The 15,669-nt window shown below is 47.2% G+C and carries 13 protein-coding genes and 1 riboswitch; of the genes, 1 reads left to right on the top strand and 12 read right to left on the bottom strand.

The genetic code is table 11. From position 1 onward, the window contains the following. Window positions 1–255: 255 nt before the first annotated feature. From MKY23_RS02520 to MKY23_RS02500, 5 genes are all read right to left on the bottom strand, one after another. The gene (locus tag MKY23_RS02520; protein WP_154891413.1) at window positions 256–990 is read right to left on the bottom strand and encodes an ABC transporter permease; all 735 of its coding nucleotides are present in this window, start codon (window positions 988–990) and stop codon (window positions 256–258) included. Between the two features lies 1 nt (window position 991). Further along, on the bottom strand, window positions 992–1,708 hold the full coding sequence (locus MKY23_RS02515; RefSeq protein WP_154891414.1) for an ABC transporter permease: 717 nt from the start codon (window positions 1,706–1,708) through the stop codon (window positions 992–994). Continuing rightward, a complete protein-coding gene (locus tag MKY23_RS02510) occupies window positions 1,705–2,619 on the bottom strand; it encodes an ABC transporter ATP-binding protein (protein ID WP_090918727.1) in 915 nt (304 codons plus the stop codon). Before MKY23_RS02510 ends, MKY23_RS02515 begins: the two co-directional genes overlap by 4 nt. A 97-nt stretch (window positions 2,620–2,716) precedes the next feature. Next, a complete protein-coding gene (locus MKY23_RS02505) occupies window positions 2,717–4,303 on the bottom strand; it encodes a HAMP domain-containing sensor histidine kinase (RefSeq protein WP_339835015.1) in 1,587 nt (528 codons plus the stop codon). Then, entirely contained in the window at window positions 4,300–4,983 is a 684-nt protein-coding gene (locus MKY23_RS02500; RefSeq protein WP_154960032.1) for a response regulator transcription factor, read from the bottom strand. Before MKY23_RS02500 ends, MKY23_RS02505 begins: the two co-directional genes overlap by 4 nt. A 371-nt stretch (window positions 4,984–5,354) precedes the next feature. Here MKY23_RS02500 and MKY23_RS02495 point away from each other — a divergent pair, with 371 nt between their 5' ends. Beyond that, on the top strand, window positions 5,355–7,109 hold the full coding sequence (locus MKY23_RS02495; RefSeq protein ID WP_339835013.1) for an alpha-glycosidase: 1,755 nt from the start codon (window positions 5,355–5,357) through the stop codon (window positions 7,107–7,109). Between the two features lie 256 nt (window positions 7,110–7,365). Here MKY23_RS02495 and sdaAA read toward each other — a convergent pair whose 3' ends face one another. The 7 genes from sdaAA to MKY23_RS02460 all read right to left on the bottom strand — a co-directional run bounded on the left by sdaAA (window position 7,366) and on the right by MKY23_RS02460 (window position 15,664). Further along, on the bottom strand, window positions 7,366–8,301 hold the full coding sequence (gene sdaAA, locus MKY23_RS02490) for an L-serine ammonia-lyase, iron-sulfur-dependent, subunit alpha (protein ID WP_154891418.1): 936 nt from the start codon (window positions 8,299–8,301) through the stop codon (window positions 7,366–7,368). After that, the gene (sdaAB, locus tag MKY23_RS02485) at window positions 8,291–8,980 is read right to left on the bottom strand and encodes an L-serine ammonia-lyase, iron-sulfur-dependent subunit beta (protein ID WP_154891419.1); all 690 of its coding nucleotides are present in this window, start codon (window positions 8,978–8,980) and stop codon (window positions 8,291–8,293) included. Before sdaAB ends, sdaAA begins: the two co-directional genes overlap by 11 nt. A gap of 256 nt (window positions 8,981–9,236) precedes the next feature. Then, window positions 9,237–9,410: riboswitch (glycine riboswitch) on the bottom strand. 526 nt (window positions 9,411–9,936) lie between these two features. Continuing rightward, on the bottom strand, window positions 9,937–10,692 hold the full coding sequence (gene pstB, locus MKY23_RS02480; protein ID WP_090918740.1) for a phosphate ABC transporter ATP-binding protein PstB: 756 nt from the start codon (window positions 10,690–10,692) through the stop codon (window positions 9,937–9,939). Between the two features lie 13 nt (window positions 10,693–10,705). Then, window positions 10,706–11,593: a phosphate ABC transporter permease PstA gene (pstA, locus tag MKY23_RS02475; RefSeq protein ID WP_090919024.1), complete on the bottom strand. Its 888-nt coding sequence runs from the start codon at window positions 11,591–11,593 to the stop codon at window positions 10,706–10,708. Between the two features lie 2 nt (window positions 11,594–11,595). Continuing rightward, entirely contained in the window at window positions 11,596–12,504 is a 909-nt protein-coding gene (pstC, locus tag MKY23_RS02470) for a phosphate ABC transporter permease subunit PstC (protein WP_090919026.1), read from the bottom strand. 145 nt (window positions 12,505–12,649) lie between these two features. Beyond that, window positions 12,650–13,582, bottom strand: a complete 933-nt coding sequence (locus MKY23_RS02465; protein WP_154891424.1) for a phosphate ABC transporter substrate-binding protein — start codon at window positions 13,580–13,582, stop codon at window positions 12,650–12,652. A 789-nt stretch (window positions 13,583–14,371) separates the two neighbouring features. Beyond that, window positions 14,372–15,664, bottom strand: a complete 1,293-nt coding sequence (locus MKY23_RS02460; protein WP_339835009.1) for an arsenic transporter — start codon at window positions 15,662–15,664, stop codon at window positions 14,372–14,374. Window positions 15,665–15,669: the final 5 nt, after the last annotated feature.

The following is a 15,669-nucleotide window of genomic DNA, read 5'->3' as shown; positions in this document are numbered from 1 at the left end:
GCGCCATTTTCGGCTGTAACAGTCTTACCCTCGAATAACCATGTTCGCCTGACTAGAAACAGCTTTTTTTATTTTACCAGATTCTCGTCTCATTTTGCTTATCAAATAGGATGAAATTCACATCAATAGGCATGAAAAAGATGGGATTTGACCTTTATCGCATAATATAAAAAAAACTGAGACTGTCTGCATACCAACTCTTTGGATGCACAGCCTCAGGAAAGGTTCATTTGTTATTCTCATCGAACGTATACTTTATACTTCCTTCTTCGAAAAATAAATCATGCCCATCGCAATGAATAACACGGCGCTGCCACCAACTACGGATAAAAGTGTACCTAGTGGAACATTGAACGCACCAAACCCTGTTCCCTCAATGGGAAGCATCAGAATCATCGGCTGTGCCCATGGATAATACGGGCCATACGTTGCGGAGTTTGCAACCAGAATGTTAGGTATCGTTAGCGCGAAGTTCAGGGCAAGCGGCGCGGCGAAACTGCTCCAGATCAGAGACACAAACATCTGTAATGCCGCCAATGGGATACAAGCCAGAAGTCCAAGCAACATTTTACTGACAAGGAATCCCCAAGGTACCGGTGATGCCATCCCATGGATTAATCCTGTCAAAACGATACTTCCGAATAGAAGTAACTGTGTACCAGCGAGGAGCAGTAACACCATTGTGAATTTGCCTAAATACACACCTGTACGTGTAAGTGGCAAAACCAAGAGTTGTTTCCATCCACCCCCTGCATGTTCGAAACGACATACAAATGAGGTAAACACCCCTGTCAGCATTGGTAACAAAAGCATACCGTGAATCATCACCATGGCTGACATCAATGCAATCCAATCACCCGATGGGGAAGAGAGCAGACCGATGAGCAGTGCGATCAAGGGACTGATTAGAACCAAAAGCGAGATTGGCGATTTGGCCATTTTCAAACGTTCCGCAGATAAGATACGAAAATAGGTTGTAGCAAAATTCATATCAGGCCACATCCTTCCGGCTGAAGTGCATCATGCCTATCAGCAGAATGATGATTCCTAAACCTGCACCCATTGCTGCGTATAAGTAAGCGTTAGGCGCACTCCAAGCCATTTGTGCCCAAGCGAGTGGAAACTGTGGAGAGATGCTGAGAGAGAACATACCGGTAATCGCAAGAATAATGCCGAATGTAACCGGTAGCGCCTGATTTTTGGATACCAGCGTAAACCATAATTCAATGGACAATACAGGCAGTGCGCCAGCTAGCGGCATAAGCCCCAGCTTCAGTGCCTGTGCCCAAGGTATATCTTTGGCATCGAAACCAAGCACAAGTCCCAGTCCAACAACCCCCGCCGTTAGCAACAAACATGAGATCATTAGTAGCACACAGGCCAGCAGAAACTTTGCAAGATAAACGGCTGGCCTTTTAATTGGCATCGCCAGAAGTTGCTTCCACGACCCCTGCTCATGCTCTATTCCGGCGATCATCGAACTCAAAATGGTTGCGCCCAGCATTAAAGCCAGCGGCACAAAAACAACCACGTTTCCCAGCAGACCTCCCCACAAATTGTCGGCATACTGTTCTTTCAGATAATCCAGCCGCAATCCGAAATTCAGAGCCTGCATGGCCGTTAAGCCGATTGGTGCCAGAAACACCAGAAACCAGATGCCTTTGCCACGAATTTTAAGCCAGTCGGCTGATAATGCACGTCCTGTCATAGGGAAGCCCCCTCGCCAATGACACGCATGAAGAGATCCTCCAAAGACTGTCTCTGTTCTTCGACCCGGTATACATCATGATCCTGTTCAATCAAACGACGTACCAGCAGTGCAACTGCGCTGTTATCCATGTAGGGGAAGGTAAGCTCAGCACCCTGTCTCTGACCAAATTGCCCCTGCTCACGAGCAAGCTTCATGGCTGCCTCCGGTTCAGACACCGTGAGCCTGATTGAGCTGCCTGTCTGACTATGGAGACTCGCCATCGTGTCCTGCATCACCATTTTGCCATCTCTTATAATACCGACACGACTCGCCATCTGCTCCACTTCACTCAGCAAATGACTGGATACAAGAACGGTGATGCCATGCTCCAGCGGCATACGTTTGATGAGTTCCCGAATCTCCTGAATCCCCGCCGGGTCAAGTCCGTTCGTTGGCTCATCCAAAATAAGCAGTTCCGGTTCACCGAGTAGCGCGCTGGCAATGCCCAAACGCTGTTTCATGCCGAGGGAATATCCTTTTACATTTCGTTTAGCATCTTTTGTCAGATCTACAATAGATAATACTTCCGCAATTCTAGACTTGGGTACATTGATAATACGGCGTAGCACCTCAAGATTCTCTACCGCATTCAGATGACCATAATAGGAAGGGTACTCCACCAGAGAACCTACACGCCGTAAAATGTCCATGCGGTCCTTGCGAATATCTTTGTCGAAGACCCGGATGACACCTTTGGTCGGTTTAATCAGGCCAAGAAGCATGCGGATCGTTGTTGTTTTGCCGGCACCGTTAGGACCAAGGAAGCCGTAGATATCTCCTTTTTTAATATGAAGGTCAAGTTCACGAACCGCTGCACGGTCCTTATATGTTTTCCATAAATTCGCTGTTTGAATAATATTTTCGCTCATTCATTATCACCTCGGAACTATCGTAACCCTCCAAGGTTAAAGCCAGCGTACATCCAAGTTTAAGTTTAGTTTAAAAAGAAACCTCTTCTGCCTGCGTTCAAACTTCCCGATCAATCTCTTTGCCACTGTATAGATAGGTACGGACACCCGCATCTGAGCTATCTACCCGCTTCCGCAAGCCCATCTCACGAATCAGCAGATCGACAATGGATAAGCCAAGTCCTGTGCCCCTCGTACCCGAATCCGGCTGAATTCCCGGTCCGCGATCCTCGATCACTACGGCAGTTCGACCCTGAATCTGCTCCGTGGAAATGCGAATATATTTTCCGCTTGCCGCATGACGAACTACATTTTGAAACAAATTATCCAGCACACGCCGCAGCCCTTGCGCATCTACATCCCAGATTAACGGAGTTTCAGGCAGGTCAATATCGATCTCAAACTCTTCCTTCTCCCACACCGGATACCATGAGGCAGCGGCTTCTCTTATCATACGCAGTGCATCTTTCTGCTCCAGTTTTAAAGTATATCTTCCACTAGTCAGCAGATTATACGTGAGCAAATTGTCGATCAGTTCACCAAGATCCTGTATCTTGCCTTCCATCCGACTCAGTGCGCGCACGCCTTGATCACTTAGGTTCTCTTTATTCAATGCATGCATATGCCCGCGAATTACCGTAAGCGGTGTTCTCAGGTCATGGGATAACCCTGCCACAAGCCGTTTGCGAAGTTGCTCCTCTTCCCGCTCACGCTGAAGACTATCCGTTAACTGGTGTACCATCTGATTAAAGGATTCCTCCAAATGTCCAATCTCATCCGATCTCTTAATGTCCACTGGAAGAGGTATACCCTCCTTGCTCGGGGTAACCATAGCAGATTGCAAGTGAACCAGTCGCTTGCGAATTTTAGCAAAGAACAGAACGGACATCACAATAAAGATCACAAACACAATCAGCATCACTACCCCGAAATATACAAATTCTAACAGTCCGTTATTGGTAAGGTTTTGAATGAGCTCACGAGGGACTTCAATCACCATAAACCCTTGTCCCTTATTCACATTTCCTCCGCCAATAAAAGAAACAACGGTTAGAGGATCGCGATAGAAGGCTTCCTTCATAAACTGAACCGCATCATTTGGTGTCCATCTTGCCGGGATTCGGGTCTCTGCTTTTTTTCCAGTTGCGAGCGACCACTTCAGAATGACGTCTGTATTTAAAGACTCCGGCTCCCCTTCCGCAGTGACTGAAGGATGTAATGATTTAGACTTCAGTACCTCCGCCTCTTCACCGCCAAGCACTAACTTCGTTCTGCCTGCCGCATCTACACGATACATAGCCGATTTAGGGTATTTCTCCTGCAGTTCTTTCATCCGTTTATCTATGATTTGGTCAGAAGCCTCGCCCAGCTTTTTGGATTCGCTCGTCCACAGTTTGGTGATTTGATCAGCATCACCGTAAGGTGCTTCTTCACTAGAGTTTACGTTATTGATGACTACAATAAAAACCGTTGCTACCATCGGTACCACAACCGGTACAAACAGAAAAGCTGCCAGAATCAGTAGCATGTATCTGGACATCAGCGATCGGCCAAACTTTATTTTGGGACGGATAGGCTGTCCTGTTTCACTGCCTCTGTTCTGTTCAGACTTTCTTGCCTTCCGTTCTCTATACCATCTGATCATGGCTTCTTCACACGATAGCCAACACCGCGTACTGTCTGAATAATGACAGGATTGGCCGGATCAATCTCCAGCTTCTCGCGCAGATGCCGGATGTGCACCATCAACGTTTTGTCCCCATCCAGATAAGACTCGTTCCACACCGCTTCATAGATCTGCTCTTTGGTGCGAATCATGCCCATATGCCGAAGCAAATAAGCGAAGATGTGGAACTGTTTACCGGATAAAATAATCTCTTCCCCCGTCTGCTCATTCACTATCCGGTTATCCTGCTCATAAATCGACAGATGATCCAGCTTAAGTACCGCTTCACTTGAAGCTACTTTGCCTGCTTTCCGCAGTTGAACCTCAATCCGCGCTGCAAGCTCGTCCGGATGAAAAGGTTTGGTCACATAATCATCGGCAAAATCAAGTCCATGCAACTTGTCATCAATGGATGTTCTGGCCGAGAGCATAACGATGGGCACAGCAGGATATTCTTTTTTTAATCGCTGGCCTACCGTGAATCCGTCGAGCCCTGGCAGCATGACATCCAGAATGACCAGGGAGCAGTCTGCCACAGCCTCGGTGGCCCCTTCACCGCTCCCAAGCCAAACGACCTCATATCCACGCTCCTCCAGATCTTCTCTCACCCATGTTGCAATTTCCGTATCATCCTCAATGTATAACAGTTTGTTTTTCATCTATGTACTCGTTTCCTTTCCGTTCCCTTTGGGTTAATGATATATCTGGGCGGCAATGCTTATCTTTATGATTTTTGGCTTTAAATTTTGAATGGAGCGAACCTCCCCGCGAGTTTAAATGCAAGCCTGGTTGCACAAGCTACAATGTCCGTTACCTAGGTTTCAGTACATTCCATGTCACTCGTTTGGAGCCAGTCCTCTCTGTCCATACCCTATTATAACGCAATCTGCAGTCACGTAATTATGAAGCTATATCTTTCAGCAATAATGTCTACATATCACCTGTATTACTGCACTACTAGCATATTTTATCTAATTTAAATGAATTGGTCTCTGCTTACTTCATTTATATCTGACAGGAGGAATTACATATGCTGCTTGAAGCCATCTTTCACCAACCGAAACGAAACTGGGCCTATGCCTATGATCAGGATACGATTCGTCTACGTCTGCGTGCCAAAAAGAATGATCTCACCGAGGTGTATGCCCTGACTGGAGATAAATACGCGTGGGAGGAAACAAGAGATATGGTTCCTCTGACCAAATTGACGTCAGACTCAATGTTTGACTACTACGAGGGGGAAGTGAGACCTCCGTATCATCGATTGAAGTATGCTTTTTTGCTCAAAAGTGGAGATGAACACATCTGGATGACCGAGACGGATTTCCAAGAGGAGGAGCCCGATGACCCAGGCCGCATGTTTCAGTTCCCATATCTTCATGCCGGAGCTGTGTTTACACCCCCAGCATGGGTGAAAGATGCTGTGTTTTATCAGATTTTCCCCGAGCGCTTTGCCAATGGCAACCCGGATATCAATCCCAAAGAGGTTGAACCTTGGGGCGGTGAACCTACACCCTTTAATTTCTTTGGCGGTGACCTGCAGGGCGTAATCGACCACCTTGATTACCTCAGTGAACTGGGTATTAATGCGATTTATTTTACTCCGATTTTCGAAGCTACAACCAATCATAAATATGATACCGAAGACTATCTGCGCGTCGACCGCCATTTCGGTGATGCTGACACAGTGAAGCATCTGGTGAAGCTATGTCATGAACGCGGTATTCGTGTGCTGCTGGATGCCGTGTTTAATCATTCAGGCAAAACATTTGCTCCTTTTGTCGATGTACAAAAGCTTGGTGCCAAGTCTAAATACAAGGACTGGTTTCACGTACATGAATTCCCGCTCGACGTAAAGGATGGCATTCCAACCTATGAGACATTTGGCTTTGAGGCTCATATGCCCAAGCTGAATACAGAGAATCCCGATGTGAAGGCCTACTTGCTCGAAGTAGCGGAATATTGGATCAAGGAAGTTGGAACGGACGGTTGGCGTCTTGATGTAGCTGATGAAGTGGACGATGCTTTCTGGAGAGATTTCAGGCGGGTTGTTAAGGAAGCCAACCCGGATGCCTACATTCTAGGTGAGATATGGAACGAATCTTCTTCCTGGCTACAAGGGGACCAGTTCGATGCTGCCATGAACTATCCGTTCACCGCCGCCGTAAATCATTTCTTTGTGGAAGATAAGATGCACGCTGAACAATTCGCGAGTGCCCTTGGCAGGCAGCTATCCCGCTACCCACTTCAAGCGAGCGAGGTGGCATTCAACTTACTGGACAGTCACGATACTCCGCGCCTGCTTACCTTGTGTGAGGGCGATCAACGCAAGATGAAACTGGCTGCCTTGTTCCAGTTCAGTTATATGGGAGCCCCATGTATCTATTATGGTGACGAGATCGGGCTTGACGGAGAACATGATCCAGGTTGCCGCAAATGCATGGAGTGGGACGAAGCGAAGCAGGATCGGGAGCTACTTCACTTTTATCAAAAGCTGATTGCTCTGCGCCATGCTCATCCTGCTCTGCGAGCAGCCGGAACCATCCGTTTCCTGCAAGCTCAGGAAGGCGGTAGCCAGCTTGTGATGGAGCGGCAAAGTGACGAGGAACGCATCCTCATTCTGTTCAACCGTTCTGAGGAAACCGCCATCGTTGAACTGGATGCAGGAGAGCAACCTTGGACGGAGCTGTTTGAGGGCAACCATCGCACCGCTCTGGAAGACGGTGTGCTTGCCATTGAACTGCCTGCTTACGGATATGCCGTGATGCGCACAGAAGTAAAGTAGATGCCTTTTTGAAACAACAATACATGACTGCCTTCTCCAATTCTGATTGGTTGACTGCTATCTTGGCGGTTTAGGCAGACTGGACAAACAAGCGTCTCGCATAACCTGAGAAAACCAGGTTCGCGGACGCTTGTTTGTTATGATGTAATAACGACTAACATGCTCTAATTAATAATTACTACTTGCTACTTGCTAAATCGGAACCTGGTTTTGTACTCCCAAGCTATCTGACCCTGTCCTGTATATGATCCACTTGCTATTCTGCCTCTGAGCCTGTTGTTGATGTTTCGGATGACTCATCCGGCAACCGCTTGGCCTTTGGTTTCGCCAGCTTCTCCATCATCTTGCGGCCTGTAGGTGTCTGAGCGAGCCCACCTTGCGCTGTCTCGCGGTGACGGCTTGGCATCGCACTGCCTACCTCCAACATCACGTCAATGACTTCGTCAGACGGAATGGCACTACGTACACCAGCGAGTGCCATATCTGCGGCAGCCAGTGCAGTAACGGCACCGAGTCCGTTGCGCACGATGCATGGAATCTCTACAAGGCCAGCAACCGGATCGCAGATGAGGCCCAGTGTATTTTTCAAAGCCAATCCTACAGCATGCACTACCTGCTCCGGTGTCCCTCCGCGAAGCTCCACCATCGCACCGGCAGCCATGCCAATCGCTGATCCTACTTCCGCCTGACAGCCGCCCTCGGCCCCTGAAATAAATGAATTGTTGGCGATCACGTATCCAATAGCACCGGCGCAGAACAATCCATTCACCAGATGTTCATCCGTCCAGCCAAATCGTTCCTGCGAGCTGATAAACACACCCGGAATGATGCCACAAGAGCCCGCCGTTGGGGTAGCCACGATACGTCCCATAGAGGCATTTACTTCCGATACACATAGCGCATAGGCCATGGCAAGGGCAGAAGCATCACCTGAGCATGTTTCGCCTTGGCGAATATATTCGGCCATCTTTTTCCCGTCCCCACCCGTCAGTCCGCTACGTGAGGTTGTATCTTCTGTAAGTCCTTTACGAACCGCTTCTTTCATCACCTGGTAGTACTCCGACATTTGCTTTACGACGTCTGTTTCGGGTGTGTTAGTCTCCTGCACCTGCTCTTCAATCATCAACTGTGCAATTGTTTTGGACTCCGCAGTGCAGATGGTGTTCAATTCATGTAGATGTTTAAACCGCATCCGGATCACCCCCTCTCTTCAGATCAATCACACGAATATCCAGCATATGATCCAATGAACGCAGCTTGTTCAACGTGTCTTCACTCGGCGGTGCATCCATCTCCATTGCTGTAAGCGCCTCACCATCACGAGCCTTTCGATCCACTTGCATATAGCCGATATTCACTCCAGATGAGCTAATGGTTGAGGTCACGGATGCCAGAACTCCCGCTTTATCGGCATGACGCAAAACAAGTGTCGGAAACTCTCCACTGATCTGTACGCGAAAATCATTTAAAGCATGCACAGATACACTGCCGCCACCGATGGAAGCGCCTATTAAAGAGCATGCCCGTTCGCCGTGCCACAATTCAATCTTGACCGTGTTAGGATGGGGAGCTGGCAGACCGCTGGTGTAAAATTCAACCTCCATGCCTGCTTCATCTGCATATTGCTCTGCATCCGGTATACGTGGATCATCTGTAACGTAACCCAGCAAACCACCGATTAGTGCCAGATCTGTTCCATGTCCCTGATAGGTATCCGCAAATGATCCATATAATGTAAGCCTTGCACGTTCCGGTGTGCATCCCAGCCACTGACGCGCAATTCGTCCCAATCTTGCCGCACCGGCTGTATGTGAACTGGATGGCCCCGTCATCGACGGGCCAATAATTGAAAAAACATCTTTAAATCGCACCTTGTAACCCTCCAATTGGTTTTGTCATCGACATCTGGACAAGAATCACCACAATGTTCCTGATTTACTGAATGATGACATTAAAAAAGGACAGAAGAAGGCCGTTAGCCCTCTCTCTGTCCTTGATACCTGAGAGTTTCATGATTATAACGTCAGGAAGAACAAAGCCAAGTACACTCAAGTACTCCTCTGTTCAGCGATCTGACAATCATATACCCCTTGGGTGGCGCTTCTTCCGCGCACTCTCCAGAGTTGCGTCCAACGACGGTACTTTTACCTGAGAGATTAACGGTTATGCCGGGTGCATAACTGCTTGCTCCTTCGGTGCCTAAGCCATCTGTACAGTACAGTTCTGAATCTAAATTGCATCAATCATGCCTACTTGTACTGTGCTCGATTATCCTGCTCAGGTCTCTCCCGCTCGTTATCATTCGCTATATTCTGTTATTTCATGATGAAAGTTCACCATTCTGCCATGCATTCAATCATATACAGCGTAATATGCCATACGCTATATGTCAATAAAAGTGACGTATTCTCAAAGCACATCATTTCTATATAGGATATGCTCATTTCGTTCATATGGTTCAGGGCTTGTTCGATCTTTTCTATATAAGTTGAACTAAAGATTTTACACAGTCCACTCCGTTAATGTGTAAAAGAAAAGTTCAACTTATATAGCACCGAATAACGAAGACCGCCCTCACTCCATGACAGGTACGAATCATAGACACATATGAACCTGCCAATGTACTTGTGACATAATATTATAGGCAACATTCCAGTTCGATCCTACAATTGTAGCGATTTGTGTACTCGTAAATAACTCATAAAGCATGTTCAAATATAAAAAAACACAAAAAAAAGCATGATCCTTGAACACCCTCGTTCAAAGATCATGCTGTTATTTCGTGTTTCTCTAAACATATAAATCTATGCTACACCCTTGACTCTTATTAACCAAAACGCCCCATAATATATTCCTGCGTCAAGCGGTTGTCCGGGTTAGTAAAAATGTGCTCCGTCTCCCCGTGCTCAACCATACTGCCCAGATAAAAATAAGCGGTATAATCCGAGATGCGAGCCGCCTGCTGCATGTTATGGGTAACAATAACGATGCGTAGCTCCTGCTTCAGCTCCGAGATCAATTCCTCCACTTTACCCGTAGATACAGGGTCAAGCGCAGATGCAGGCTCGTCAAGCAATAGGATCTGCGGGTCTACAGACAGCGCGCGCGCGATACAGAGACGCTGTTGCTGTCCACCTGAAAGTGCCAAGGCTGACTCATGTAGTCTGTCTTTCACTTCATCCCAGAGGGCAGCACGGCGCAAGCTTTTTTCCACGATTTCATCCAGTGCCTTCTTACTTTTTGTACCGCGGTAGCGGGGGCCAAATGCGATATTGTTGTAAATAGACTTGTGAAAAGGGTTTGGCTTCTGCCACACCATGCCGATTTTCTGACGAAGCTTGATTACATCCGTCCCCGGTTCGTTAAGGTCATTGCCGTCCATCCAGATATGTCCTTCCGTGCGGGACCCGGCAATCTCATCATTCATCCGATTTAACGAACGAAGGAATGTGGATTTCCCGCAACCGGACGGCCCGATCAGGGCCGTTACACTCGCTTCGGGGAAAGTCAGGCTGATCTGCTTCACGGCCTGAAAATGTCCATAATATATGCTTAACTGTTCCGTACCAAAAGGTATGGCCATGTGGATTTCCTCCTTATTTCGAAGCTGTCATACGGCGGTACACAACCCGGCCGATCCAGCGCGCGCTCAGATTGAATGCCAGTACCAGAATGACCAGCACGGCAGAAGCCCCTGCTGCAACTTCTTTTGAATCTGGTCCGATGCCTTCACTGTTGACTTTCCAGATGTGTACAGCTAGTGTTTCCGCAGGACGAAGTGGATTAATTGGTGATCTCGGACTTGTTGGATTCCAGTCCGTAAAGTCCAGCGGTGGACTACTCATACCCGCAGTGAACATCAGGGCCGCTGCTTCACCGAAGATCCTACCGGATGCCAGAATCGTACCAGTGATCAAGCTTGGCAGTGCCACAGGCAACAGGATGGACGTAATGATCTTCCATTTGGATAAACCAAGAGCAAGTCCTGCTTCCTTCTGCTCTTTGGGAACGGCTCGGAAAGCTTGCTCTGTCGTCCGTACCATAAGTGGCAAGTTGAAAATCGCCAGTGCCATCGCACCCGATAAGAGTGAGAAGCCCAGGCCAAACGTATTTACGATCAGCAAAAGTCCGAACAAACCGATCACGATCGATGGGAAAGATGACAATACTTCGACAACCAGTCGAATGAAACTTGTAATCCGACCCGGTTTGGCATATTCCGCCATATAAATACCTCCGCCCCAGCCGAGCGGGATGGTAATAATCAGCGTTAGTACAAGCAAAAAGATAGAGTTAAAGAGTTGCGGACCAATACCACCGCCACCTTTGAGCAATTGCGGCGCACTCGTCAGGAAGTGCCAATTGATCTGACCGATCCCCCGGAACAGAATAAATCCGAGTAAACCGAGCAAAAGTACAACAATGAATAAAGCCAGAATCACGATGACTACTGTTGCAATTTTATCCGCTGTTTTTGGCTTCATTCTCATACCCGGTTCCTCCTTTCAAGCAGGCGAACCAGAATGACGAAGACAAAGGTCATTACCAGCAGGACAAGCGCCATGCTCCACAATGCATTGTTATGAACAGAACCCATCGTGGTGTTACCCATACTCAGGGTGATTACACTTGTTAATGTTGAAGCGGATTCGAGCAGGGATGTCGGTACATGCGGCGCATTACCGATGACCATCTGTACAGCCAATGCTTCACCAAATGCACGAGCCATACCAAGGACAATACCTGTCAGCAATGCAGGTAGCACCGTCGGAATGATTACCCGATAAATCGTCTGCCAGCGTGTTGCGCCAAGCGCATAAGAAGATTCACGCAAGCCCTTAGGCAAAGCAGACAACGCATCTGCCATGATACTCGTAACTGTAGGCAGAATCATGACGGACAACACCAGACATCCGGCTGCAATCCCAATGCCGGGTCCTCCGAAGATACTGCGTAACATCGGAACAATTACGCTTAGACCGATAAATCCGTATACAACGGATGGAATACCGGAAAGCAATTCAATCGCGGGCTGCAAAATCTTTTTACCTTTACCCGGTACAATCTCGGTCATAAAGAGTGCTGCACATAGACTAAGCGGACTTGCAATCAATGCTGCAAGCAAGGTGGTTGTAAAGGAACCCGTGATAAACGGTAATGCACCATAAACGCCAGGCTCACCTGTAGGATTCCACGTTTTTCCGAAAATGAACTCACGCAGGCTGACGCCATCCTGGAAAAAGGTTGATAACCCTTTGGATGCGACAAAATATACGATGGAAAACATGACAACGATCAGGAAAACGACACATATCGACGTGTAGATCCGTCCCGTCCACTCTTCCCAGTAATGTTTCTCTCTCAAGGGCCGGCGTGGTTTCAGTTTATTGTTCATCACCGTTCCCCCTTCGGTCTGTTCCATAACAACCATCCTTCTATAGTAGAATTAGTGCAAAATATGGGATAATTTCTGAGCAAACCGCGCAAAGAGGCAGGACCTGGGTCCGCCTCTTTCGCTGTATGCGCAAGTTCAAAGAATGTTACTGAGTCACATTACCTGCTGCATCGCGTTTTACTTTCATGCCGGATACCGGAATGTAGCCCAGTTCCTTAACGTCATTTTGTTGAATTTCATCGCTGAGCATGTAGTCGAGGAATGCTTTTGTTGCTGCATCCGGCTCACCTTTTGTATACATGTGCTGGTAAGCCCATACTGGATATGTTCCTGCTTCTACGTTCTCAACTGTAGCTTCAACACCGCCGTATTTCAGAACTTGCAATTTGTCATCCAGGTAAGACAGAGCCAGGTAACCAATTGCTCCTGGAGTCTCAGATACCAGCTTCTTAACTGTACCGGAAGAATCTTCTTGAATTGAACCTTGAATATCTTCTACCTTCGTTCCCAGCGCGAAGTTTTCGAAAGTTGCACGTGTACCGGAGCTACTTGGACGGTTAACGATAACGATCGCTTGATCTTTACCACCAACATCTTTCCAGTTCGTGATTTTACCGGAGAAAATATCTACCAGTTGTTCTTTTGTCAGATCCGTTACACCTGCATCTTTGTTGCTTACTGGTGCAATTGCTACAACTGCTACCTGGTGGTCAACCAGTTCTTTAGCTTTTGCTTCGTCTTTCAGCTTCTCTTCAGCAAATACGTCAGAGTTACCGATCGTAGCTTGTCCGTCAGATACTTGAGTCAGACCTGTACCACTACCGCCGCCTTGCACTTGTACCGTCACGTTCTTATATTGATCAACTGCCATAAATTTTTGTCCAGCTTGCTCTACCAGAGGCTGCAGTGCTGTTGATCCAACAGCGAGAATGTTACCGCTGAGTTCAGCAGCAGTATTATCTCCTGATCCATTACTTGCGGCACCATTTGTAGTACCTGCGTCGTTTTTCGATCCGCATGCTGCAAGCACCAGTACGAACGTTAAGGTCATCAAAATAAACGGCAACTTTTTAAACATTTTTTGTTTTCCTCCCCCAATGTAGTGATGGCGTTTTGTGAATTTGTGTGATCACCATCAACTCTTTAATCATTGTAGTTTCGTTATGTCATCTGAAAATCAATGTTTTGTAAACGCAATGTTAAAAATATGGGCTAGGGATAAAATACGAAACATACGAAAAATAAATTTTGTACGCTGGTGGCCGCTTCGGGAACGGACGTTGTTTCAATCGCTGTTACCCCCGGATATATTTGATTGTATTTGTAAGAGGAATATATCCGGGGGTAAAGGCGAACGCTCCGCTTTTCCACAATCGTTCCGTTCCCTCCGCTGCGTCAGCGCTCATCTGTTGCGTCAGCGCTCATCTGTTTCTAAAACATTTATATTCCTAGCTAAGGCTGAGGGCAGTAAAAGAACCACTCCGTGCTGGGCGTTCCGGTTTCGGATCATTCTTCCGATCGCTGTTGTCTCCAAATCGTTATGGATTTCATTTTTCATATGTAAACATTCGGAGACAAAGGCGAGCGCTTCGCTTCTACAGAATCGATTCCGTCTCCTGCACTTGATCACTTCGTTGGAATTCCAAAAGCTTTGATTCCAGCTATGGGTGGTAGCAATGAAAGGCCTGCCTCAGACAAGGCTGGCCTCGGAAATAGATATAGGATAATTGGCCTCTTATATGTAAGAGAGGAACGGACACGGTATTTATGATTGCAAACAAAAAAGGCCTTCTCAACAGATGTGGTTAACACATCCGTTAAGAATAGCCTTTTTAAATCATAACTATTTTAAACTCACTGCTTATTTTCATCCCAAGATCCACAGCCATACTGCTAAACCGGCCAATGTAATCAACAACGTTGGAATGGTTAGAATAATGCCTGCTTTGAAATAATATCCCCATGTAATCTTAACACCCTTACGGGACAATACATGCAGCCATAACAAGGTTGCAAGTGACCCAATCGGCGTCATCTTTGGACCTAGATCCGAGCCAATGACATTGGCATAGATCATAGCTTCCTTAATGATACCCTCAGTGTGTGCACCTTGAATGGCGAGCAGATTAATTAATACCGTTGGTAAATTGTTCATCACGGATGATAATACCGCAGCGGTCAGGCCCATACCTAGCGATGCTGCGAACAGACCATAATCCGCTATAGCATCAAGCCAGCTGCTCAGATGATCCGTTAATCCAGCATTACGTAAACCATAAACAACAATGTACATCCCTACCGAGAAGACAACAATAGACCAAGGTGCTTCCTTAACCACCCTTTTCAAATCCACCGCTTCGCTCTTGCGTGCAAGTATACCGAAAAGCAGGGCCACCGCACCTACAATAACGGAGACGGGAATCGGCAGAAATTCACTGGAAGCGTAAGCTACCAATAACAGCCCCAGCATAAACCATGCAATCTTGAACACACGTGGATCACGGATGGCTTCCTTGGGGTCACGAGCAGCCGTGACATCATACGTCTGCGGGATGCTTTTACGATAAAACAAAAACAACATCGCCGTACTCGCTGCAATAGAGAACAGATTAGGCACAAACATACGTACCGCATACTCTACAAATGTAATGCCAAAGAAATCGGCAGAAACAATATTCACAAGATTGCTGACCACGAGTGGCAATGAGGTCGTATCCGCGATGAAACCACTTGCCATGACAAATGCCAGCACCATGCGCTCATCAAACTTTAAAGCACGAACCATCGCCAGAACAATCGGTGTCAGAATCAACGCAGCGCCATCATTGGCAAACAAGGCAGACACCGCGGCCCCTAGTAAAATAGAATAAAGGAATAATTTACGTCCGTTACCTCCGGCCAGCCGGGCCATATGAAGGGCAGCCCACTCGAAGAATCCAGTCTCGTCCAAAATCAATGAAATCATAATAATGCCAACAAAGGCCAGCGTAGCATTCCACACAATCGAGGCCACATCCGAAGCATCATTGAAACTAACTACTCCTGCTGCCAGGGCAAGGATTGCCCCTCCCGAAGCGCTCCAGCCAATGCCGATGCCACGAGGCTGCCAGATCACCATCGTAATGGTCAAAACAAATATTAATATTGCTACATATACCATAGTTC

The organism is Paenibacillus sp. FSL R7-0272, from assembly GCF_037969905.1.
Classification (GTDB): domain Bacteria; phylum Bacillota; class Bacilli; order Paenibacillales; family Paenibacillaceae; genus Paenibacillus; species Paenibacillus polysaccharolyticus.
Note: the sequence above shows the minus strand (reverse complement) of the source record. Positions and strands in the feature narration are given on the sequence as shown.